Annotated in this window: 24 protein-coding genes and 1 pseudogene; 11 read left to right on the top strand and 14 right to left on the bottom strand. The window is 52.6% G+C overall.

From position 1 onward, the window contains the following. Nucleotides 1-105: 105 nt before the first annotated feature. Both AT687_RS08085 and AT687_RS08080 read left to right on the top strand, forming a co-directional pair. Nucleotides 106-753, top strand: a complete 648-nt coding sequence (locus AT687_RS08085; RefSeq protein ID WP_014319205.1) for a biliverdin-producing heme oxygenase — start codon at nt 106-108, stop codon at nt 751-753. A 68-nt stretch (nt 754-821) separates the two neighbouring features. Beyond that, on the top strand, nt 822-1,091 hold the full coding sequence (locus AT687_RS08080) for a hypothetical protein (protein WP_010935239.1): 270 nt from the start codon (nt 822-824) through the stop codon (nt 1,089-1,091). On the opposite strand, the gene AT687_RS08075 is transcribed toward AT687_RS08080, so the two are convergent. Beyond that, on the bottom strand, nt 1,088-1,882 hold the full coding sequence (locus AT687_RS08075; RefSeq protein ID WP_014319204.1) for a sortase family protein: 795 nt from the start codon (nt 1,880-1,882) through the stop codon (nt 1,088-1,090). The two genes, AT687_RS08080 and AT687_RS08075, sit on opposite strands and share 4 nt — an antisense overlap. Nucleotides 1,883-2,051: 169 nt before the next feature. Between AT687_RS08075 and thrC the strand changes: the two genes are divergently transcribed. The 3 genes from thrC (at nt 2,052) to AT687_RS08065 (ending at nt 4,316) form a co-directional block, all read left to right on the top strand. After that, a complete protein-coding gene (gene thrC / locus AT687_RS08070) occupies nt 2,052-3,500 on the top strand; it encodes a threonine synthase (protein ID WP_014319203.1) in 1,449 nt (482 codons plus the stop codon). A 66-nt stretch (nt 3,501-3,566) separates the two neighbouring features. Further along, nucleotides 3,567-3,749, top strand: coding sequence for a hypothetical protein (locus AT687_RS12640; protein ID WP_014319202.1), 183 nt, complete (start codon nt 3,567-3,569; stop codon nt 3,747-3,749). A 30-nt stretch (nt 3,750-3,779) separates the two neighbouring features. Then, the gene (locus tag AT687_RS08065) at nt 3,780-4,316 is read left to right on the top strand and encodes an NUDIX hydrolase (protein ID WP_003852250.1); all 537 of its coding nucleotides are present in this window, start codon (nt 3,780-3,782) and stop codon (nt 4,314-4,316) included. Here AT687_RS08065 and AT687_RS08060 read toward each other — a convergent pair. After that, entirely contained in the window at nt 4,313-5,572 is a 1,260-nt protein-coding gene (locus AT687_RS08060; protein ID WP_014319201.1) for an MFS transporter, read from the bottom strand. The genes AT687_RS08065 and AT687_RS08060 overlap by 4 nt on opposite strands. Nucleotides 5,573-5,593: 21 nt before the next feature. Beyond that, entirely contained in the window at nt 5,594-6,277 is a 684-nt protein-coding gene (locus AT687_RS08055) for a GntR family transcriptional regulator (RefSeq protein WP_010935234.1), read from the bottom strand. Nucleotides 6,278-6,408: 131 nt separating this feature from the next. Between AT687_RS08055 and AT687_RS08050 the strand changes: the two genes are divergently transcribed. Together AT687_RS08050 and AT687_RS08045 are read left to right on the top strand one after the other, a co-directional pair. After that, on the top strand, nt 6,409-7,761 hold the full coding sequence (locus AT687_RS08050) for a Na+/H+ antiporter family protein (RefSeq protein ID WP_014308528.1): 1,353 nt from the start codon (nt 6,409-6,411) through the stop codon (nt 7,759-7,761). 112 nt (nt 7,762-7,873) lie between these two features. Further along, nucleotides 7,874-8,083, top strand: a complete 210-nt coding sequence (locus AT687_RS08045) for a CsbD family protein (RefSeq protein ID WP_003852242.1) — start codon at nt 7,874-7,876, stop codon at nt 8,081-8,083. 197 nt (nt 8,084-8,280) lie between these two features. Here AT687_RS08045 and AT687_RS13110 read toward each other — a convergent pair. Next, nucleotides 8,281-8,430: pseudogene (locus tag AT687_RS13110) on the bottom strand (regulator); the annotation flags it as partial. Between the two features lie 96 nt (nt 8,431-8,526). On the opposite strand from AT687_RS13110, the gene AT687_RS08035 reads away from it, so the two are divergent. Then, the gene (locus AT687_RS08035) at nt 8,527-9,399 is read left to right on the top strand and encodes an alpha/beta hydrolase (RefSeq protein WP_014319200.1); all 873 of its coding nucleotides are present in this window, start codon (nt 8,527-8,529) and stop codon (nt 9,397-9,399) included. A gap of 54 nt (nt 9,400-9,453) precedes the next feature. On the opposite strand, the gene glnA is transcribed toward AT687_RS08035, so the two are convergent. Next, nucleotides 9,454-10,890, bottom strand: coding sequence for a type I glutamate--ammonia ligase (gene glnA, locus AT687_RS08030; protein ID WP_014302140.1), 1,437 nt, complete (start codon nt 10,888-10,890; stop codon nt 9,454-9,456). Nucleotides 10,891-11,086: 196 nt separating this feature from the next. On the opposite strand from glnA, the gene AT687_RS08025 reads away from it, so the two are divergent. Then, complete coding sequence (locus tag AT687_RS08025; RefSeq protein ID WP_014319199.1) at nt 11,087-11,560, top strand: RDD family protein; 474 nt, start codon at nt 11,087-11,089, stop codon at nt 11,558-11,560. Between the two features lie 45 nt (nt 11,561-11,605). Here AT687_RS08025 and AT687_RS08020 read toward each other — a convergent pair whose 3' ends face one another. The 4 genes from AT687_RS08020 to sucB all read right to left on the bottom strand — a co-directional run bounded on the left by AT687_RS08020 (nt 11,606) and on the right by sucB (nt 16,404). Continuing rightward, on the bottom strand, nt 11,606-12,379 hold the full coding sequence (locus AT687_RS08020) for a DUF4191 domain-containing protein (protein WP_003852234.1): 774 nt from the start codon (nt 12,377-12,379) through the stop codon (nt 11,606-11,608). Between the two features lie 62 nt (nt 12,380-12,441). Then, the gene (locus tag AT687_RS08015) at nt 12,442-13,491 is read right to left on the bottom strand and encodes a lipoyl synthase (protein WP_021335119.1); all 1,050 of its coding nucleotides are present in this window, start codon (nt 13,489-13,491) and stop codon (nt 12,442-12,444) included. Nucleotides 13,492-13,582: 91 nt separating this feature from the next. Beyond that, nucleotides 13,583-14,335 (bottom strand): lipoyl(octanoyl) transferase LipB, encoded by a 753-nt coding sequence (gene lipB / locus AT687_RS08010; protein ID WP_014319197.1) that lies wholly within the window; start codon nt 14,333-14,335, stop codon nt 13,583-13,585. Between the two features lie 116 nt (nt 14,336-14,451). Then, nucleotides 14,452-16,404 (bottom strand): 2-oxoglutarate dehydrogenase, E2 component, dihydrolipoamide succinyltransferase, encoded by a 1,953-nt coding sequence (gene sucB / locus AT687_RS08005; RefSeq protein WP_060536888.1) that lies wholly within the window; start codon nt 16,402-16,404, stop codon nt 14,452-14,454. Nucleotides 16,405-16,529: 125 nt separating this feature from the next. Between sucB and AT687_RS08000 the strand changes: the two genes are divergently transcribed. Then, nucleotides 16,530-16,925, top strand: coding sequence for a hypothetical protein (locus AT687_RS08000; RefSeq protein WP_014302136.1), 396 nt, complete (start codon nt 16,530-16,532; stop codon nt 16,923-16,925). 63 nt (nt 16,926-16,988) lie between these two features. On the opposite strand, the gene AT687_RS07995 is transcribed toward AT687_RS08000, so the two are convergent. Next, entirely contained in the window at nt 16,989-18,491 is a 1,503-nt protein-coding gene (locus AT687_RS07995; protein WP_014310624.1) for a leucyl aminopeptidase, read from the bottom strand. A 109-nt stretch (nt 18,492-18,600) separates the two neighbouring features. Here AT687_RS07995 and AT687_RS07990 point away from each other — a divergent pair, with 109 nt between their 5' ends. Then, nucleotides 18,601-19,707 (top strand): branched-chain amino acid aminotransferase, encoded by a 1,107-nt coding sequence (locus tag AT687_RS07990; RefSeq protein WP_021335118.1) that lies wholly within the window; start codon nt 18,601-18,603, stop codon nt 19,705-19,707. A 76-nt stretch (nt 19,708-19,783) separates the two neighbouring features. On the opposite strand, the gene AT687_RS07985 is transcribed toward AT687_RS07990, so the two are convergent. The 4 genes from AT687_RS07985 to AT687_RS07970 are packed head-to-tail and all read right to left on the bottom strand — an operon-like array spanning nt 19,784 to nt 22,959. Further along, nucleotides 19,784-20,608 (bottom strand): adenosylcobinamide-GDP ribazoletransferase, encoded by an 825-nt coding sequence (locus AT687_RS07985; RefSeq protein WP_014310622.1) that lies wholly within the window; start codon nt 20,606-20,608, stop codon nt 19,784-19,786. 7 nt (nt 20,609-20,615) lie between these two features. Beyond that, entirely contained in the window at nt 20,616-21,686 is a 1,071-nt protein-coding gene (gene cobT / locus AT687_RS07980; protein ID WP_014303647.1) for a nicotinate-nucleotide--dimethylbenzimidazole phosphoribosyltransferase, read from the bottom strand. Nucleotides 21,687-21,735: 49 nt separating this feature from the next. Further along, nucleotides 21,736-22,284, bottom strand: coding sequence for a bifunctional adenosylcobinamide kinase/adenosylcobinamide-phosphate guanylyltransferase (gene cobU, locus AT687_RS07975; protein ID WP_014303646.1), 549 nt, complete (start codon nt 22,282-22,284; stop codon nt 21,736-21,738). Next, entirely contained in the window at nt 22,285-22,959 is a 675-nt protein-coding gene (locus AT687_RS07970) for a DUF3043 domain-containing protein (RefSeq protein ID WP_010935209.1), read from the bottom strand. Nucleotides 22,960-23,001 lie beyond the last annotated feature (42 nt).

Here is a 23,001-nt window from a genome sequence, read left to right as displayed (position 1 = left end):
GGAAGAATCAACTATCTGGTTGATGTGAGGGGAACCTAACCTAAGTACTTTCTAGGTTATTGATCAAAACGCACGATGTGTCCATACGAAAGTTTTTCTTCATCTATGACCACTGCAACCGCAGGCCTCGCTGTCGAACTCAAGCAGTCCACCGCACAAGCCCACGAAAAAGCTGAGCACTCCACCTTCATGAGCGACCTGCTAAAAGGTCGCTTGGGGGTAGCGGAATTTACTCGTCTGCAGGAGCAAGCATGGTTGTTCTACACGGCACTAGAGCAGGCAGTAGATGCCGTGCGTGCCAGCGGATTTGCGGAGTCCCTTCTCGATCCCGCTCTCAACCGTGCTGAGGTTTTGGCACGCGACCTAGACAAGCTAAACGGTAGTAGTGAGTGGCGATCACGCATCACAGCATCGCCAGCTGTTATTGATTACGTGAATCGTCTTGAAGAAATCCGCGACAATGTTGACGGCCCAGCGCTAGTTGCTCACCACTACGTGCGCTACCTCGGGGATCTCTCGGGCGGACAGGTTATCGCACGTATGATGCAGCGCCACTACGGCGTTGATCCTGAAGCCCTAGGTTTCTACCACTTCGAGGGGATCGCCAAGCTCAAGGTCTACAAGGATGAGTACCGTGAAAAGCTCAACAACCTAGAGCTTAGCGATGAACAGCGTGAGCACCTTTTGAAAGAAGCAACCGATGCTTTCGTTTTCAACCACCAAGTTTTCGCAGATTTGGGTAAAGGCCTGTAAGTAAATCAGGGATTGCCCCGATGCGAGATTCTTAAGCTCCTCTCTAAGCTGGTGAGCATTCACCGTTATTGAGAGGAGCTTTTAGCATGTCTATGAAACTAAGTCTTGATCTCAGCAATGCCACCGTAGGTGAGCTGTATGCATTTGCTACCGCTATCGAATCCACAGCGACAGGGGCAGACACGCCGCTGACCTTGGAAGGAAACATACTGAGCGTGACCGCCAAGCAATCCGCGTCAGGACGGCGTCAGCGCACTGATAACGACACTACCTCTGGTGGGGCGGAACAAACCTTAACGTCGCTTATCGACGCCCTCATCGCGCGTCGAACCAACTAGATCAGTTCGCCGGTCACAATAACGTTGTATTCAAGGTCAACGGACCCGTCGACCGAGCATGCGATCAAGACGATGCGCCCTGGGATGGAATCGTCGACAAGCTCGGAGTCGTCGATAGCCTCGTATTTGTTGACTAAGTAAGCACCAGTTACTTCCCATGCGCGGCCATGTCCGTCGGGGTCAGTCATGGTCACCACTGAGCCATTTAACACGCTTGTGTGATAACGAGTGACCTCGACGCCATCGTCGCCGCGGACAATAGTAGGGCGATCAAAATCGACGTTGGACGTTACTACCTCAGAAATTGGGTTAAAAACCAATCGTTGCTGCCCCCACGCGTGCCCTAATACATAAGTCGTGCCCTGCTCAGCTGTGGCAGGAGACTGACCCCAACCATTTACCCAGCGCACCATCGTTGCCTGTGGACCAGCGGGGTTAAGGGGGAGCTCATAGGGCATTGAATCATAGGAAGCAGCCTCGATATGGGCCGGTCCGGTCATCGAAAAAGTTCCAAAACCGGCTGGGGATACCCCAGAATTTAAAGTTTTCAGGTCGTGGTAGGGGTCTGGCTCCTCAGTCTTTGCCACAGAGGTGGGCGTAGCGCTGTTGGGAGTCTGAGACCTGGAAGAAGCCTGAGCATTTGAAGATTCACTAGTCGGCGAAGAATCGTTCAAGGAGCTTTTTAGTGCAGCACCGCCTGTCCAAAAACCTGCGATGACCAAAGCGATTGTGGCGCCTAGAGCTGCGATAGTGATGGCGTAGCGGCGGGGAAACGATGACGGTTGCGGCATGAAACTTCCTACTGTCCGATTTGTAAGCCCTAACGCTATCAAAAATGGTGGTGAGTGGCGCGCTAGGTACTGGGCAGATGAGATGTTCTTCGAATAAAACCTGCAGTATGGGGGTATATGTGGGCGCAATTGTCGTAGTGTGCGCGGTGTCACCGCTAGGGTAGGAGAGATGAAATATATTTCAACGCGCGACGCATCATCGACTCCGGCTCGATTTACCGATATCTTGCTTGGTGGACTTGCCCCCGATGGCGGCCTTTACCTGCCGGAACAGTATCCACAACTGACCGAAGAGCTGCTTGAGCAGTGGCGTACGTTGTTAGAAGACAAAGGATATGCGGCACTCGCAGCTGAAGTATTAAAGCTATTTATCGACGACATCCCTGCGGCCGATATTGAAAAAATCACCGCCCGTGCGTACACCACGCCAAAATTTTCCGACGAGGACATCGTTCCAGTGACCAAGCTGGAGAACAACATTTATATCGGTCATCTTTCAGAAGGCCCAACGGCGGCATTTAAAGACATGGCTATGCAGTTGCTCGGCGAACTTTTCGAATATGAGCTAGAGCGTCGCGGCGAATCCCTGAATATCCTCGGTGCAACCTCCGGTGACACCGGATCGTCTGCGGAATACGCCATGCGTGGCCGAAAGGGGATCCGCGTTTTTATGCTCACCCCTGCGGGGCGTATGACCCCATTCCAGCAGGCACAGATGTTCGGTCTTGATGACTCAAATATCTTTAATATCGCGCTCGATGGTGTATTCGACGATTGCCAAGATGTAGTTAAAGCAGTGTCGGGGGATTCGGAATTTAAAAAGAACTACCGAATCGGAGCAGTGAACTCCATTAACTGGGCACGTCTTGTAGCACAAGTTGTGTATTACATTTCTTCTTGGCTTCGCGTTACCGATAGCAACGACCAAAAAGTGAGCTTTTGTGTACCAACCGGCAACTTCGGTGACATCTGCGCAGGGCATATTGCAAAACAGATGGGTCTTCCTATCGATCGCCTTATCGTTGCAACGAATGAAAATGATGTACTCGATGAGTTTTTCCGCACCGGCGATTACCGTGTACGCAGTTCTGCAGATACGTATGAAACATCCTCTCCGTCCATGGACATTTCGCGCGCTTCTAACTTTGAACGCTTTATATTTGATCTTCTCGGACGAGATGCAGGCAGAGTAGCTGATCTATTTGGTACCCAAGTCAAGCAGGGTGGATTCAGCTTGGCTCAGGACCCAGCATTCGCCGAGGCCGCGAATCGTTACGGATTTGCCTCCGGTAAATCTACCCATGCTGATCGTGTTGCCACGATTGCAGACTGCTACGAAAATCGTGGCATGATGATCGACCCTCATACCGCGGACGGTGTGAAAGTAGCACGAGATTGGGCCTGCGATATTGATTCGCCAATTGTCTGCCTTGAAACTGCGCTTCCAGTTAAGTTCGCTGACACTATCTGCGAGGCAACAGGACGCGAACCTGAGATGCCAGAGCGCTTTGCCAACATCATGGATGCTCAACGGCGTGTAACTGATCTTCCTAATGACGTAGCAGTGGTCAAAGACTTCATTGTGACTAGCATCGAGGAAACCGAAAAAACTCAGTAGTGCTTTTTGTAGTCGTTGACTACGCATACAATCCCCATGCCATCTGGTACTGTGACACACTCACGGATGAAGTGGGGATTTTTCATAGCTAGACTGACACCCATGGCACAAGAGCAATTCGCTGGACCGGAATACTTCACTGACTTTGATCCCAAGGCCTTTGCCGAAAAGATCAAAAAAGAAGCAGCGTTACGCCAGCAGAACGAAACCAATGCACTGGATGAGGCAGACTCTCCAGAGAAACAATAACTTTTAAAGAATTGAAGGAATATTTCCACGATGCCTACACCGGATTTTGTACTTCAACTGCGGGAAAAGATCGGCAACGATCCGCTATTTTTACCTGGGGTTACCGCCGTTGTTATTAAGGATGTTCCAGAAGGAGCACCAATTACCGCTGTCCCAGAAGTGCTGCTTGTTAAGCGAGCTGATAATGGCGAATGGACGCCAGTAACCGGAATCGTCGATCCCGGCGAGCAACCACACAGTGCAGCTGTACGCGAAGTTAAGGAAGAAACTGGCCTTGACGTCACCGTGGAAGCACTGCTTGGAGTAGGTGCTGTAGGGCCAGTTACCTACCCTAATGGGGATGTTTCGCACTACATGGATACCGCCATGCGGTGTGAAGTTGTAGGAGACAGCACCCCACGTATCGGTGACGACGAAAACACCGAGGTGCGATGGTTCTCTGTGATGCAAATGCCTCCGATGAAACCACGTTTTAGGTTGGTTGTCGGAGACGCCGTAGCCCAGTTGCGGCGGCCAGAAGGCTTCCGGCCGCGCATGGGATACGAAAAACGAGAACGACGCCGCTAGGCAGCTACCGCGATATGGCGAACACCTGGTAGATGGGCTCGCCATGCGGTGGTAACCGCAATCAAACATGCGAGTGCGAGCACGGTGCCTACTGAAAACAGCACCGTGTAGCTAAAACGTGCATTTAATGCTGCGAAGGCCATCGGGATGAAAAAGCCTAGGTAAGCAACCGAATAATAGACTGCTGTGAGGCCTGCAAGATCATCTGCTTGGGCAATGCGTTGTACCTCGGACAAGCCAGCCACCAATGCTAGACCGTAGCCCATACCCATCAGCATGGCCGAGAGAATTCCGATCCAAATGTTAAGGTCGGAGGCTGCGACGGCTCCAATAGCAACTCCAACAGTAATAATCGCCATGGCAACGACCGATGCGCGCGCAGACTCGCGGGTATCAATCAGCTTGCCGACGATCTGAATTCCAGCACCACAACCAAGAGTGAGAACCGTCATCAACCCAGAAAATGCGATAGGGATATTTCCTGCTGAAGTAGCAAGTAGCTGGGGGAGAATCGCATAGGCTGCGCCCGCACAACCAAAAACCCAGGGGGCTACGGGAACAACTACGCGTAAGAATCGCTTGTGTGCAGCAGCGGGGATACGCAGATCTTGGAAGAAACGTCGAAAGCCAACTGTTTGCCACGCTGCCTTGACCGTACCTAGCTCGGGGGCGTTGGTTTCTGGTGCCTTTAAGAGCCAAAAACCAGTGAATACGGTCAGGATAATGTGCAGCACATAAGGCGTGTGGGCAGGAGCTGGCGCCCACTGGGCAAGAATTGAAGCCACACCGGCGCCAACGAGAAAACCACCGGTCAGGCATAATCCGGCGCGCCGGGGACCTGCTGTGGCATCGGTGCCACTAGCGGCGGAAAGTTCAGTGATCCATGTAGAACCTACGGCCATGACGAGGCCGAGGGCGATTCCGGAAAAGATACGGCCTGCACCAATGACCACGGGATGGTGTGGTGCCAAGGACATGAGGACGGATCCGAATAATGAGATAGGTATTGCGGGTAGGAGAGTGGGGCGTCGACCGATAAGGTCTGATAGGGGTCCTGCTATAAGCAGGGCGGGGACGATGCCGATCACATAGGCACCGAGGAGTCCGTTGACCACGACTTGTTCGAAATGGCTGGTTGCGCGGTACATGACGAGCAAGGGGGTAAATTCGTTGCCTCCCCAAGCGATGGCGATCATTGTGGCTGCTACTGGGAACCAGTCGCGTGGATGCACGGCCGATTGCTGCTTTTGAGGCATAGCTCTTCTTACTGTGTGTCGTTAAAACTGATGTTGCGAAGTGGCAAGGTGTTCAGAAAGAACCTGTTGGTAGGTGTCGCTATTGCCGTCGCGGATTGCCAAAGTTAGTTGTTTATGGCCTTGGACAAACACTTGGGCGTTGTCAGCGTTGCGGGTCACGATACGTGAGGTGATGCGTGCTTGTTTATCCCGCAAGCTGTTGTAGAGGTGCGCCAGAATTTCGTTGCCAGCAGCTTTCATGATGTGTTGATGAAACTCTGCGTCGAAGTCGGTATAGAGGTCGAGTCGTTCGCGGCTTAAGGCCTCTTCTTGCTTTTCGATGGTGGCTTCTAGCGCTGCGACGATCGCCGTTCGTTGTGCGCTTGGTAGTTGCGCAACTTTTTGGGCTGAGTGAGCCTCGATGAGGTAACGGGACTCGTAAATGTCGCGGATGTCTTCTGCTCCGAGTGGCACGATCAAGGCGCCACGTTTTGGATAGAGACGCAAGAACCCTTCGGTTTCTAGCCTGAGAAATGCTTCACGTACAGGCGTGCGGCTCAAACTGAGTACTTTGCCTATGTCGCCTTCACTGATCATGTCATTGTCGCTGAGGTGGCCGTGAGTGATCTGTTGTTTTAGATAGAGATAGGCGCGCTCGGCGGCGGGCAACTCGGATGTGTGATCCAAGAGTGCTGCGACATGAGGATCATGCTGTGAATACGACATAGATACAAGTTAGATCTAACATGGATCCAACACAAGTATGGATAGTCAACTGGTGTTTTAATACGTACAGAGTGCGGGGGTAATTTCTATCCAGCTATTAATAAATTGCGTAATAGCGTAATTTATTCGCTATGAATGCAGTGTTACTAGCGGTCGTTGTCATGCTGGTACTCGCGGTCTTGCGAGTTCACGTGGTCTTGGCCCTCTTTATCGGTGCCCTTGTGGGCGGTCTGACCAGTGGAATTGGCCTTGATGCAACGATGGTTGCTTTCCAAGAAGGCCTAGCTGGTGGTGCGAAAATTGCGCTTAGTTATGCCATGCTCGGTGCCTTTGCCATGGCGGTGGCAAGCTCGGGCTTGCCCAAGCTTTTAGCCGACTTCATCATGAAAAAAATTAGTGGTGAAGAACAAAGCGCAAGTAAAAAAGCAGTTGCTGTAACCAAATGGCTCATGCTCATGGGAATCCTTGCTATGAGTGTGATGAGTCAGAACCTCATCCCAGTTCACATCGCCTTTATCCCACTGATCGTGCCACCTCTTCTCAGTGTGATGAATAAGCTGCGGTTGGATCGTCGTGTTGTTACCTGTGTGCTTACCTTTGGTTTGGTTACTACCTACATGTGGATTCCGCTGGGATTTGGTTCAATCTTCCTCAACGAGATTTTGCTCGGTAACATCCGCAAAGCTGGAATGGACACCAGCGGCATTAACATCATGCAGGTCATGGGAATCCCCGCGTTGGGTATGTTTGTTGGTCTGTTAATTGCTGTGTTCTTTAGCTATCGCAAGCCACGTGATTATCAGACTGTGGTCATTGTGGAGACTGATGAGGAAGAAAAGCCGGTTTCTCGATACAAGGTTATTGTTTCTCTAGTCGCAATCTTTGCCACTTTCGCTGTTCAGATCGTTATGCAGTCGCTGGATACCGAAGCGGATTCTTTGTTGATCGGTGCTCTTACTGGCTTGGCTATCTTTATGCTCACTGGTGCGGTGAACTGGCGAGAAGCTGATGATGTCTTTAGCCAGGGTATGAAGATGATGGCCATGATTGGCTTCATTATGATTACGGCCCAAGGCTTTGCCTCGGTTATGAGTGAGACGGGCGAAGTTGAATCGCTTGTCGACGCCTCCGCTGCCATGTTTGGTGAAAACAAAGCTGCAGGTGCTCTTGTGATGCTCTTGGTGGGTCTTGTGGTGACTATGGGCATTGGCTCTTCGTTTTCCACGCTCCCGATTATCGCAACGATTTATGTTCCGCTGTGTGCCACCATGGGATTTTCTCCAGCAGCAACGGTTGCGATCATTGGTGCCGCCGGCGCTTTGGGTGACGCGGGCTCCCCAGCTTCGGATTCCACACTTGGTCCTACAGCAGGTTTGAATGCGGATGGTCAGCATGACCACATTCGAGATTCAGTTATTCCGACCTTCCTCCACTTCAACCTCCCGCTTATAGCAGCTGGTTGGGTGGCAGCGATGGTTCTGTAACAATTACCTTGCGGGTTGATAACAATGTGTGCACATGGTGGCGGGCATCTTTAAGGCGACCTACGGTGGGAATTGGTATTAATCCCACTACGCCTTAAGGAGGCACGTCACCATGAGTGATTTTGAGAACAAGATCGAAGAATTGGGCGGCAAAGCAAAAGAGGCAGTAGGAGAGGCTACTGAGAACGAGCAGCTTGCCGACGAAGGTCGCGCCGATCAGACCAAAGCCGATGTTAAGCAGGCCGTTAGCGATGCCGGCGATAAGATCAAGGGCGCTGCAGATAAGGTCCTTGGATCTTTCCAAAAAGATGAAGAGAACTAACGCTTAACACTTGAGTAAAAATAAAACCGAGACATTCCTTTGAGGGAGGGAATGTCTCGGTTTTGCTATGTGGATTTATTCAAAATCAAGAGTGTAATTTTCTGAACGCACGAGTCCCAGCGCCCTCGGCATTTAGCGCAGCAAGTGGTGCCACAATCCCTGAAATTCCAAAACCTGCCGAGATTGGCAGTTCCTGTTGCAATGCCGATGCTTGCTGTCTGGGTTGGGGTGAGCTTGAACTGCATACCCACGAGCACTCCGATCAGGATGGAAAGCATTGACGACGACAGCGTGACTACTACGGCAATGGAGATGCCGTTCAAGACTTTCGTGATGAAGTCGCCGATGAAATTGTGGAGAAAACGGCCTGCTGCGTGTTCTGGGTGGTCGATAGCGTCTGAAATGGCTTCGGGAGTGGAAGAACGAAGCGTACTATAAACCCCATGAAACGCAGAGTTCCTGCGAAGCTCAAGATCATCATCGCTTCTGCAGTGGGCATTGTCCTCGGTATCCTCGGCGGCGCTATCGCATTCCCAGGTGCACCTGCAAAAATTGATACCGTTACACAAAAATTCTCTAGCACGTCCCACGATGGCGACATCGACCACGGGGAGATGCACAGTTTTACCCACGATAATGTGACAAGCAATTATCGAATCTACGACACGGGCTTGGACTACTCGCGAATCATTGGACTCGTGGTGCGCCTACATGGTGACGGCGAAGATGAGTTTGATGATCCTGGCCAAGGGCTATCTTCTATGGCGGAGGTGGCACGTAGCCACAATATGATTCTCATCGCTCCACTAGACCCCTCTGCGGACAACGACCACGCATGGTGGAAACCCTCGGAAGGTAAAACCAAATGGCTCAGAGCACTCATTGAACAACAATTAAGTGACCATCCCTACATTAACCAGCACAAAATCTGGTGGATGGGCTATTCCGGCGGCGCAGAATATCTAGCGCAAAAAGTTCTGCCGAAGCTAAGCCCCTTGGTTACTGGTGGCGCGGTCATGGTCAGCGGTGGTGAAGTGCCAGAATCACAGGTTATTCCTGAACTTCCGCATAAGCTACCGCTTTATTGGGTAGTAGGGCGTGACGACGTCCCCGAAGCGACACTGGAAAACTTCGATGCCGTTGGTGCCGCTCTCAAAGGCTACAGTGCTTACACCACGCAGGGATATACCCAGACGTCGTTTAGCTTGCTGCTTGGGCACGACCACTTTGATATGCCCGACAGTGACGTTCTCGAAGCAGCTCTGAGCGGGACAATGGAGCAACTGGTGGCAGATACTGCCGTAGAAGAAGGATAAGAAAAGGGCGCGGCTCCGAAAGAATATCGGAACCACGCCCTAGACTCTAAACTCTTAGCAGTCGAAATACATCTCGAACTCCTGCGGGGTTGGGCGCAGGCGAACAGGTGCAATTTCATTGTCGTACTTGAGCTTGATGTAGGTGTCGATCAAGTCGTCGGTGAAGACATCGCCGTCGGTGAGGAACTCGTTGTCCTCCTCCAAAGCCTTCAGGGATGCCTCGAGGGAGGTTGGTGCCTGAGGGATGGAAGCGGCTTCTTCTGGTGGTAGCTCGTAGAGATCCTTATCCACGGGTGCGTGTGGCTCGATGCGGTTCTTGATGCCGTCGAGGCCTGCGAGCATCATGGCAGCGAAACCGAAGTATGGGTTGCCTGATGGGTCTGGTGCGCGGAATTCGATGCGTTTTGCCTTTGGGTTGGAGCCGGTGATCGGAATGCGGATCGCAGCCGAGCGGTTGCGCTGGGAGTACACGAGGTTGATGGGAGCCTCGAAGCCAGGGACTAGGCGGTGGTAGGAGTTAAGCGTTGGGTTGGTAAACGCCAAAACTGCGCCTGCGTGGTGCAGGATACCACCGATGTAGTAGCGGGCCATGTCGGAAAGGCCTGCGTAGCCGACCTCATCGTGGAACAACGGCTTGCCGTCCTTCCACAGTGACTGGTGGGCGTGCATGCCGGAGCCGTTGTCGCCTGCTAGTGGCTTAGGCATAAACGTTGCGGTCTTGCCGTTGCGGAAAGCGGTGTTTTTGATGATGTACTTGAAGGTCTGTAGATCATCGGCAGCGTGGAGCAGGGTGTTGAATCGGTAGTTGATCTCTTGCTGTGATCCGGTACCGCATTCTGGGTGCTGGCGCTCAATGTCAAAGCCTGCGTCGCGCAAGGTGAGTGTCATCTCGTCGCGAAGATCTTCGAGGGTGTCGTATGGTGCGCACTGGCCGTAGCCGCCTTTGAATGGGGTCTTATAGCCGCGGTTATGGGTGCCATCGAGGTTTTGGTCTACGCCGCGGTTCCACCAACCGTTGTCGGAGTCGACTTCGTAGTGGGAGCGGTTGCCTTCAATTTCGTAGCTGACTTTGTCAAAGACGTAGAATTCAGCTTCTGCGCCGAAGAAACAGGTGTCAGCAATGCCGGTAGAAGCCAGGTACTGCTCGGCTTTGCGGGCAACGTTACGTGGGTCACGGGAGAATGGCTCGCGGGTGAATGGGTCGTGGACAAAGAACTTCATGTTCAGTGTCTTAGCCTTGCGGAATGGGTCGACCATTGCGGTAGCAATGTCGGGGTGCAAGTTCATGTCGGATTCATCGATGGTGGTAAATCCTCGGATGGAGGAACCATCGAATGCGAAGCCATCTTCAGCAGCTTCCTCGGTGAACATCGATGCAGGGATGGTGATGCGCTGTTCACGGCCCGGAACGTCGGTGAAGCGAATATCAAGAAACTCGACGTTTTCTTCTTTTATGTACTTAATGACGTCTTCGGTGGAAGTAAAAGCCACGTTGACTCCTCGTTATAAGGTGTATGGGTTTACAGCGCGAACGCTGACACATTGATAGTCGGTCGTAGGTTATATGCGCGAATAGCTTAACCCATTATCTATAGAGCTATCAAAAAATAGTGACGGCGGTTACTTCAACGATCATGCCAGAAACCACGTTCGTGTGATTGCTGTCATCCATATTAAGGTAGGGGACATGGCAAACCCCAAGCGCAGCTGGCTCGATGGCCCACAGATCCCTGCAGAATTCGATGGAAACCGTATTGCTCGTTGGCCAGGTGAATTCCTCGGCCTCCCCAAAGAAGGGCCAGGAGCCTTGGCTTCTGTCATGCGCCGTGCTTTGGGAGTAGCGATTGACTGGATCATATGTCTTATCGCCGCTGTTCTGATTACCAGCGTAACCGACGGTCTTGGCGGCACATCGACTGTCGCACTGATTCTCTTTTTTATCCTCGGAGTCGTGAGCGTGTGGCTGTTTGCACGCACCCCAGGACAAGCATCGGTAGGCATTGGAGTTGCGCGTATCGACGCTCGCGATGCGCATGTGGGCTTCCTACGTGCCCTTGCGCGTACTGCGTTTACGTGCTTCATTTTCCCCGCAGTGCTTGTCGACGCCGACGGGCGCGGCATGCATGACCGAGCTACCGGCACCGCAGTCGTTTTCGGATAGCAAAAAAATTCCCACGCACACGTGCGTGGGAATTTTTCTATCTTCTTACTTATTGCGTTCTGCCGAACGACGAGCGCGACGATTCATGCCCGACATTTTGCCGCCCTTAGGAATTGGCCCCTTGGGAAGAGCAGCGCCACCGGCATTAATGCTGTCCATGGACTCGATGCGGTTAGCGATGCTGTACACGTCGTTCTTCTTGTACACGCGAGGCAACTTCATCAAAGTGCTCTGAAGCTTCTTCAGTGAAACTTCACCCTCACCGGAACCAATGTAGATCTCATGCACTGGCACACCTGGTGCGAGACGCTCCAAGCGCTTGCGCTGCTGGCTTACCAGCGGGCGAAGGTGGGATTTGTTGCCCTCGCCGACAAGTACGATGCCGCACACGCCAATGGTGCGGTGAAGTACATCCATGTTCTTGGTAAAAGCAACACCAGTCTTAGTGCGCCATGCCATGCCATAACCGGAGCGCATGTTTTCCAAAGCCCAGCCTGCTGCACCTGCCTGGCCTTCTGCACGGTCGTACACGCTGGCCTGCAAACGGCGACTAAACAAGAACATTGCCAATGCAGCGCCGAGGATCAAGCCGGTAACCAGCATGAACCACTGGCCGTTCCACAACAAACCGATGAGGAAGAACGCCAAGCCGGTGCCCAAGAAGGCAGCAAGCATAATAGGGATCAGCGCTTTATCCTGCTTGCGCTGGATATTAAACGCCTGCCAGATCTGTGCCCAGTTCTGGCGACGTTGAGCACGCTTAGCGGCGCGTTGCTCCTTCTTTGCGGCCTTTGCGGCCTGCTTGTTCACGTCAGCCATGCATACCACCTTAGCGGGGCAAGGCAGGATTCATTAAATAACCCACCGGCTACGCCCCAGTCTTAAGCCTTCGACGACACTACAGGGGTGTCTTGGGAAGGACCGTACTTTTCCAACAAGGTATTTGCTTCTTGCGCAGTACTGCCATCGGCAGTCGTGGCCAAATGAGCCAAGTTTTCTGGCAAGGACTCACCGCGAGCCGCGAGAGCCTCGGCATAAAGCTTTCCGGCACGATAAGAAGAACGTACCAATGGCCCCGACATAACAGCACCAAATCCAAGTTCACGCGCAAAATCAGCGTGATCGATAAATTCCTCAGGTTTTACCCAACGATCGATGGGATGGTACATCGGGCCAGGACGAAGATATTGGGTAATCGTGATGATGTCACAACCTGCCGAGTGCAGGTCAACCAAGGCATCACGGATTTCGTCGACAGTTTCTCCCATGCCCAAGATCAGGTTGGATTTGGTAACCAATCCAAAATCGCGGGCTTGGCGGATCACATCCAAGGAGCGCTCGTAACGGAAAGCGGGGCGGATCCGCTTGAAGATGCGAGGAACCGTTTCGAGGTTGTGAGCAAAAACTTCGGGGCGAGCCTCGAAAACCTCTTGCAACAAGTCAGGCTTGCCGGAGAAATCAGGGGTGAGGTTTTCTACGCCGGTGTTGGGATTGAGCTCATGAATCTTGCGAACAACTTCTGCATATAGCCAAGCGCCTTCATCTTCAAGATCGTCACGGGTCACACCAGTGATGGTCGAGTAATTCAGCTGCATTTCGCGTACTGATTCTGCAACGCGACGTGGCTCGTCGCGATCAAGTGGTTCGGGCTTAGCAGAATTAATCTGGCAGAAATCGCAACGGCGCGAGCAGTTAGCGCCACCAATCAAGAAGGTAGCCTCACGCGACTCCCAGCATTCGTGGATATTAGGGCAGCCGGCTTCTTGGCATACGGTGTGCAGGCTTGCACCCGACACCTTCTTTTTCATGTCCTGATATTCAGGGCCGGTTTTAACAGCGGTGCGGATCCAACGTGGTTTGCTCTCGATGGGGGTCTGCGAGTTGCGCGCCTCAACTCTGAGCATTCTGCGTCCTTCGGGTGCTTTAGTCACCCTTTGCAGAGTACTCGTGATTGCTGTGGTCGTCGACACGAACGTAAACAACCAGCAAGAAGCACCCCTTAATTTGTTGTCGTATCTGCAATTAGGGGCGTTGAGGAATCTTCGTAGGGTCCGGAGCCGAAGCAAAGCTATGATCGGCGACAACGAGCCGACCAGCAAACGCATCATCGAGGGCGGCAAGTAGGGGAGCTGTCATCGACTGAGTGGTGACATCACTTCCCACTTCTTGTGACATCGTGGTCACCCCAGCATCGGAGATGCCACACGGAACGATGTAATCATAGAACTCCACCGTATTGTCACAGTTCAGAGCTAAACCATGCATGGTCACGCCACCGGCAATGCGAATACCTAAAGCGGCAACCTTACGGTGTTCTTCCGGAGTTTTTCCTGGGACCCACACTCCTGAGCGGCCGTCGATACGCCCTGCGTTAGGAATCCCATGAGTACGGATGACGTGAATCAGGGCTTCTTCTTCGCGGCGGACATAATCGACAACATCGATGGGCTCGGCAAGTTTGATGATCGGGTACATCACCAGCTGCCCCGGACCATGCCACGTGATCCGGCCCCCGCGATCCACATCAATAACCGGTAAGCCGTTCTGGGGGCGATCAGAAGGCTGCGTGCGCTTGCCCGCGGTGTAGATACTGGGGTGCTCCAGCACCAAAATGACGTCATTGATTTCGTCATGTTGGCGTTGCTTATTTAGCTCTGCTTGGAGATCCCATGCGCGTTGATAATCCATCATGCCGAGTTCGCGCACTTCTATGGGGTTGTGGGAAGCACGGATGGATTGGTCGGCTGGAAAGAACGGATCTCGAACAGCAGTCATGGATCACACTATAGTCCGCCATTACTAAAGCAACGAGGACAAAACGAAACGCCTCGTGGCAGGCGTTGTTGTGAAAGCAAGGTCTGCCACGAGGCGTTTGTAAAGCGTGCTACGAACTAGGAGAGTTCGAGGTCGCCTTCGAAGTTTGCAGTCTCAAGGCGATCCTTGATGGTGGTCAAGAAACGACCTGCATCGGCACCATCGACGATCTGGTGATCGTAGCTAAGTGGCAAGTAGACCATCTGGCGAATAGCAATCGAATCGATGCCATCTTCCGTGATGACTACTGGACGCTTAACAATAGCGCCGGTACCCAAGATACCTGCCTGTGGTGGAACCAAGATTGGGGTATCGCTGAGAGCGCCCTCAGAACCAATGTTGGTAATGGTGAAGGTGCCACCGGAAAGATCATTCGGCTTGAGCTTGTTGTTACGAGCACGGTCAGCCAAATCGACAATTGCCTTAGCGAGCTCAGGCAAGGACAACTCCTGAGCCTTGTGGATAACAGGGGTAAGCAGACCAGCTGGGGTATCAACGGCGATGGAGAGGTTGACATCAGCGTGGTAGGTCATCTCCTTTGTCTCAGCGTTGTAGGACGCATTGACGTTCGGGTGAGCAACCAAAGCCTCAACAATTGCCTTTGCAAAGAATGGCAAGTAGGTGAGGTTCACACCGTGCTTTTCTTGGAAGGCTGGCTTGTTGGCCTTACGCAGTTCCGCAACCTTAGTCATATCGACCTCATGCAGCTGGGTGAGCTGAGCAGAAATCTGCAAAGCCTCCACAGTCTTGCGCGCGGTGATCTCTCGGATACGGTTGACCTTCTGAGTTGTACCGATCAGCTTCTGCTTCTCTGGATCCACGGACTTGGTGGATGCTGCAGAAACTGGCTGGGCAGGAGCAACCTGTGCTGCAGGGGCTGCGCCAACGCCAGCAGCAGCCAAAACATCCTGTTTGCGGATGCGTCCACCAATACCAGTGCCTTCAACAGTGGTCAGATCAACGCCGTGCTTGTCAGCCAGCTTGCGGACCAGCGGAGTGACGTAAGGGACGTTCTCGTTGTTGATGGTCTTGGCAGGAGCTTCCTTCTTTGGCTCAGCCTTTGGTGCCTCAGCTTTTGGCTCTTCCTTTGGTGTCTCGGCTTTTGGCTCCTTGGCTGGCTCTTCCTTGGCTGCTGGAGCAGATCCTGGGGTGCCAACGCGAACGATTACGTCTCCGACGTCGACGGTGTCGTCTTCGTTGAAGAGGATTTCGAGGATGGTGCCAGCGACTGGGGATGGGACTTCGGTGTCGACCTTGTCGGTGGAGACTTCGAGGAGTGGTTCGTCAACGTCGACGGTGTCGCCAACGGACTTCAGCCACTGGGTGATGGTGCCTTCGGTGACGGACTCGCCGAGTTCAGGCATGACTACGTCGGTGGAGTCAGCTGCTTCAGCCTTTGGTGCCTCAGCTTTTGGCTCTTCCTTTGGTGTCTCGGCTTTTGGCTCCTCGGCTGGCTCTTCCTTGGCTGCTGGAGCAGATCCTGGGGTGCCAACGCGAACGATTACGTCTCCGACGTCGACGGTGTCGTCTTCGTTGAAGAGGATTTCGAGGATGGTGCCAGCGACTGGGGATGGGACTTCGGTGTCGACCTTGTCGGTGGAGACTTCGAGGAGTGGTTCGTCAACGTCGACGGTGTCGCCAACGGACTTCAGCCACTGGGTGATGGTGCCTTCGGTGACGGACTCGCCGAGTTCAGGCATGACTACGTCGGTGGAGTCAGCTGCTTCAGCCTTTGGTGCCTCAGCTTGTGGCTCCTCGACTTTTTGCTCTTCCTTGGCAGCTGGAGCGTCGCCTTCTTCGCCAATAATCGCAATAACGTCTCCGACGTCTACGGTGTCATCTTCCTCAAACTTGATCTCAAGCAAGACACCGGAGACAGGCGAAGGAACTTCAGTGTCGACCTTGTCAGTAGATACCTCGAGCAACGGCTCGTCGGCAGTGACCGTGTCACCAACGGACTTCAGCCACTGGGTGATGGTACCTTCGGTGACGGATTCGCCCAGTTCAGGCATTACAACGGAGTGCGCCATTGTGTAAAGACTCCTCGCAAGTCGAGTGTTAAGAACTTTAATAACATACGAGGATACCGTTTTGTCCGGCACAGTGTGACTCGGATGGCCCCAAGATTGCGATTTTGCCCCTAGAATTGTGGATTGTGTTCAACCTTTTTGGCAGAAAATCTCCTCGTTCCAACATTAAGCCTGCCCGTGGTCCTGGAGAAACAGTGCGGGAAGCAGACCTTCGCTACCTCCAAGAGTGGGTAAGCACACATGCTGTTGTGGAAGCTTTTGTCGAACCGGAAACAATTGTGAATGAAATGTCCGTAGTACTGGTTGATATCACTGGCGAATTTACACGTCGCCGCATCGGAGGCCCTAAAGGCATAGATGTGATTAGTTCCACTTTGGGAGTACCAGTCTATGACGTAGAAGAAACCGGATACCCTCAGCGGATGCGCGAAAAAATTGAGCGGGATCGAATCTTGCGTAAACGCGAAGAACAACGTGAACGTCGCGAAAAATTACAAAGAGAACGCGGGGAATCTCAATAGCAAATAAATAAAATAAAGTGGTCAAGGACTAGAGATCCTTGACCACTTTATTCTTATTAGGTGTTACTGCTCAGCGAGGTTAGAGAGCACCTGCACGAATGTACGTACAGGTACACCCGTGGCGCGCTTAGGAATGTATCCGTAGACGCCCGCTTTGTTGTAGGCAGGTCCCGCAATATCGACGTGAGCCCATTCGATGCCTTCGCCAACGAAGTGGCTGAGGTACCAGCCAGCTGCCATCATGCCGCCGGAACGAGAACCGGTGACGTTACGGATATCGGCAACAGGGGATTTTACGTCCTCGCCAATTTCCTCTGGCAGCGGCATTGCCCATGCTGGTTCACCAACTGTACGACCGGTGAGAGCTACCGAATCACGGAATTTATCGGATCCCATAACTCCGGAGGTGCGATCACCGAGTGCAACGATTTGTGCACCCGTCAGCGTTGCGACGTTCAGCAAATAGTCGGGCTTGTCTTCGCTGGCGCGTGCAATAGCGTCCGCGAGCACCAAGCGGCCCTCAGCATCAGTATTAAGGATTTCCGAGGTAATTCCGCCATAGTGGGTAATCACATCACCTGGGCGGAAAGCATTGCCGCCTGGCATATTTTCCGCCAACGGGATAGTTGCTGTGACATTGAGCTTTACTCCAAGACGAGCCGCAGCAATGATCGTGGCCACCATGGTGGCAGAGCCGCCCATATCGGAGATCATGTCGTCCATGCCAGCGCTTGGCTTGAGAGAAATTCCACCGGTATCGAAGGTGATGCCTTTACCCACCAGCGCGATGGATTTTTTGGCCTTCTTTGGTGCCCAAGTCAACCGGACCAAACGAGGTTTACGGGAGGAGCCGGTACCCACGGCCAAAATGCCGCCAAAGCCCTGCTTCTCCAGCTTCTTTTCATCCAAAATTTCTACACCGAGGCCGAATTTCTCGGCAGTGTCTCGGATAATCGCCGCGTAGGACTCTGGGTAGAGATGAGAGGAAGGCGCATTGACTAGATCGCGGCACAAAGCCACAGATTCCGCAATAATCTGGCCTACGGTGAATTCTTCTTTCGCAGCCTTTTTATCACCAAGGGAAATGAACGTAACCTTTTCCAAAGGCAGCGGCTTCTTTTGCTTCGAGCGCACGCCGGTGTAGTTATAAGCACCCAGTGCAAAGCCCTCAACAGCAGGTTGCAGACCGAAAGCTCCCAACGTCGTAGCAACATGCTGAACACCCGCCAAGCTTCGAGCTGCATCGCCAGCTGCACGACGCAGGGTGTCGTCGTCAAGCGAATCGTTATCCCCCAAGCCCACGCCGACGATGAAGTCGACCTCAATGCCCTCGATGGATGGGATGCGTACAACTTCGCCCTGCTTACCAGTGGCTCCGACTGCTACGAGTAAATCCCAAATGGCAATCTCAAGGTTTTCATCGAACAAACCGCTGGCTGCGAGTTCAAGACCATCCTCGCCCTTAAACGTTGGGACGACAAGAGCATCAATATCCTCGGGGAGTTTCTTAGACAACTCGAGTTGAGTAGCTAGTCCGGTCGCCGGCAGTGAGAACTGTGCGCTCACAGGTATATACCTCCAAAAGTTGGTAGTTGGCGCAAAAGCCAAGGAAAAATTTTAGTGTTGTCCAGCTTAGCCAATGGCATGCGAGGATGTCTGGTGTACGTTGAAGTCCATGAGCTCTATTACGTTTAAGAAAATCGATCATCCGAACCCAACTCCAGCAGACAAAGTACAAGAAATTGTTGCCAACCCCGGCTTTGGCAAGTATTTCACCGACCACATGGTCACTATCGATTGGAACGAAACTGAAGGCTGGCACAATGCACAGGTACAGCCATATGCGCCAGTGTCCTTGGACCCTGCTGCCTCGGTGTTCCACTATGGGCAAGCAATTTTCGAAGGCCTGAAAGCCTACCGCCATGCTGATGGCACCATCCGTACCTTCCGTCCGGAAGCAAATGCGGCGCGTTTCCAGCGCTCCGCTCAGCGTTTGGCTATGCCAGAGCTTCCTATCGAGGTCTTTATCGAGTCAATTCAGCAGCTCGTCTCAGTAGACCACGACTGGGTTCCAGCTGCCGGTGGTGAGGAATCGCTCTATCTGCGCCCATTCATGATCGCTACCGAGACCACGTTGGGTGTTCATTCCTCGAAGTCTTACCGCTATTTTGTTATTGCTTCGCCAGCCGGTGCCTATTTCTCTGGTGGCATCAAGCCTGTGTCAGTATGGCTGTCTGAAGATTACGTTCGTGCAGCTCCTGGTGGTACTGGTGCGGCTAAGTTCGCAGGTAACTACGCAGCATCGCTCATCGCGCAAACCCAGGCAGCGGAAAAAGGCTGCGATCAGGTTGTATGGCTCGATGCAATCGAGCACAACTACATCGAAGAGATGGGCGGAATGAACCTCTTCTTCGTCATGGGCAAAGGGGATCAGGCTCACGTGATTACCCCGAAGCTGTCCGGTTCACTGCTTCCTGGTGTTACCCGTGATTCTTTGTTGCAGGTTGCTCGCGATCTTGGCTACACCACTGAAGAACGCTTGGTGTCTAAGGGCGAGTGGGAAGAAACCGCTACGAGCGGAGCTATGAGCGAAGCATTTGCTTGCGGTACTGCGGCCGTGATTACCCCAGTTGGATCTGTGAAGTCCACCCATGGTGAGTTCTTGGTAAACAACAACGATGCAGGTTCGATCACCATGCAGCTTCGTGAGGCACTTACTGGAATCCAGCGCGGAAGTGTTGCTGATGCTCACGGATGGATGCACACTCTCGTAGAGGCGTAAATTATTTCTCTTCTATAACGAGATTGAGCCGACTCCTTCTGAAAACAGGGGGAGTCGGCTCTGGAGTTTTGCGGCTTTAAGCTACTATGCCCACTCCTACAGCAAAGACTAATGCGCAAAGCGCAGTCGCAGAATGCATGATAAAGCCGGTGGTATCGCCATTCATGCCTTCAAACCGGCGATGAAGATGGTGAATTTCTACTAAAGCTAAAGTTACTGAGCACAGCAGCCCCAGGATAGTTATAGTGATCAGCTCACCGCGATCCATTACGAGGGGAACGCCGATGCATATTACAAGGAGCACGCATAACCACGCGATAATAGTGTGAGTTTTCACTGTGCCAATGAGCATTGCACCAAAACCAGTAGGGTTCATGGGTTTGAGCCGTGAATGAGCCCCGAAGATGGCACAAAACCGTCCGATCATCGGGGTAATCATCACCATCCACCAGAGGTGAGCATCGAGAAGTGCAGTGAAAGAACTGATGTGGATCAAAATTGAAATCAGGCATGCGCCCATACCGATCAGTCCTGTTGCCGGGTCCGCGATAATTTCACGTGCACGCGCGGGTGGTGCATAGGAACCTAAGGCATCGGAGACGTCGGCAAGCCCGTCGAGATGCATAAATCGTGTAAATAGCTCCCAAAAACACACGATGCTCGTCGCAGCGACTATCGACGCCACCCCGAGCGACGTTGCAGCGAACGCAATAGCACCGCCAACAATTCCCAACACAATGCCAATAAAGGGCACAGATGCCATAACGCGTCCGCCTGTGACACGATCGAATGCCGTGGCGCTGGGAACAGGCAAAATAGTCAACCAATTCAGTGCAGTCAGTGGGCCTTCGATAATCGCAGGCCCATGCTCACCGTTGACAAAATATGCTTTTCCAGACATATAGAAACTACTGTTTCATCGAGCGATTGGCAGGGACTGCACCTTTGCCAGAAACACCCGCAGTATCAAAAGTGGCCATGTCCGTCATGATATGAGCAGCAATCTGAACCAGAGGGAATGCTGCAGCCGCGCCCGATCCTTCGCCCAAACGAAGTCCCAATTTAAGCAGGGGCTCTAGACCTAGGTAGCTTAAAGCGAACTTATGAGCAGGCTCGGCTGATTGATGTCCGGCTTGCATCCACTTACGCGCACCAGGCGCTAAGTTCTCAGCCAAAATTGCCGATGCGGTAACTACAACTCCATCCAAAATAACTGGGGTGCGACGCACTGCAGCTTGAGCGATAAAAGCTCCCATAGCAACCAACTCAGGGGAAGTTACTTTCTGCATAATTGCTAGTGGATCATCGCGATATTTGCGCACACGGAACATCGCATCGCGAACGGCTGCGACTTTACGCTTCCATCCTTCATCGTCTACTCCAGAACCGCGACCAGTAACCACGACAGGTTCCTGGTGTGAAAAAAGGCCAATGATGACAGCAGAAGGTGTGGTGTTACCAATGCCCAAATCTCCAGCCATAAGAAGATCGGCTCCAGCGTCGATTTCCTCGTCGGCGATACGCTTACCGATCTCAATGGCACGCACCAATTGTTCTTCGGTCATCGCATCTTCATGATCGATAGAACCGCATGACCGAGAAACGCGCTCTGGGCCGTCCACATCGTGGTTCAGCGAAATATCGGCAACTCGTACACCGATTCCGGAAGCATTCGAAATTGCGTTGATACCAGCACCACCATTGCGAATATTTTCGGCCATCTGTAGCGATACTTCGATGGGGTAGGGCGATACGCTATTTAATGCGATGCCATGGTCACCTGCAAAAATGACCATGCGAGGGCGGGAAATTTGATGCGGCGGAACCTGACCTTGGCATGACGACAACCACACACCAAGATCCTCAAGCCGCGATAATGACCCCGTAGGTTTCGTCAGATTAAGTTGTAGCTCGCGAGCTTGCTGAGCTAGGTCTTCATCTGGGTAGTCAATCTTTGGAAAAAAATCCGAAGGCTGCATCAGGTATCTCCTTGAAGCATGGAGCAATAGGTAACAAAGGCTGTTGGCACTAGTCGCCACTTACGGGTTTCAACTCTAGTGCCAATCCCGCAACAACGAGCACCACTCGGTCGCAACAAGCTGCCACAGCAGCGTTTACTTTTCCAATAGAGTCGCGGAAGCGTCGGCCAGCTGGGTGAGAAGGAATAATGCCCATTCCAACTTCTGGACTCACCACTATGATGTTGCGGTTCTTGCCAGCAGCGGAAAGCGCTGCAACGAGGTCGTCACACACAGTAGAAACTAACTGAGTGGGGTCGTCCCATGCTTTTTGAGTATCAAGAATGTGAGTGAGCCATGTGCCGAGATCATCGACCAATAGCGTGTCGTGATCTAGCTGCTCGTTTTTAAGAATTTCGATGAGGTCGTGTTGGTCATTTGTGTCCCAATATTTAGGTCGTCGCTCGATATGTGTTGCAATCCGAGAACGAAAGTCAGCGTCGAATTCCCCTTCAAACGGACGCGCCGTGGCTACGTAGAGGCACGATTGTGCCCCCACGAGCTGTTCAGCGAACACTGATTTTCCCGAGCGTGCTCCGCCCAACACTAGCGTGAGCATTTAGGAAACCTTATCTCCGATATTGACCTGTGGCTTTGGCGTACGCCAGCGACGTGGCTGTGTTGCTCTACCGTAGGCATAGAATCCGAGAGAGAAAGCGGATTCAGAGGTGTGTGGGAATTTCTCACGAGCCATGCGTGCTGCCTTGCGACCAAGCAAAATACCTTCCAAAAGGAATACCAAGATCACGACGAGGGCACCGGTGGAAATCATTGCGGCGACGGCGGGGAACTTGTTGCCGAAAAGCATAACGACGAGCAAAGCTAGAGCGAGAGGCATCATTAGGTTATTGATGTATCGCTTGGAATCGACGAGGTTGCGGATATAGCGGCGCTCTTCACCGCGATCACGAGGTAACAGATAGCGCTCATCGCCGCTGTCCATAGCCATTTGGGCTTCGCGACGCCTCTGCTTGGAAGCATCAGCTTGCTTCTTCTTGTAAGCCTTCCATTCTTCTTTGCTCATAGAAGCTTTGAGTTCTTTACGCTTTTTGCGATCCTCGCTCCATGATTCGTTAGGCGAATAACGAGAACGGAAAGATCCAGCGTGAACCTCTGCTTCTTTCCGCGTTGGGGTAGGTCGCCCCTTCTTTGGGGTATATGCCTTGGAAGCATGCGAGGCATAAGCGCTTTGAGTATTAGGCGATTCAGAGGAATTGTCACTTGGGGTTTTCACGAGTTCTAGGCTACAAGGAATCAGCTGAAAAGTGGAACAGAC

The organism is Corynebacterium diphtheriae, from assembly GCF_001457455.1.
Lineage (GTDB): Bacteria > Actinomycetota > Actinomycetes > Mycobacteriales > Mycobacteriaceae > Corynebacterium > Corynebacterium diphtheriae.
Note: the sequence above shows the minus strand (reverse complement) of the source record. Positions and strands in the feature narration are given on the sequence as shown.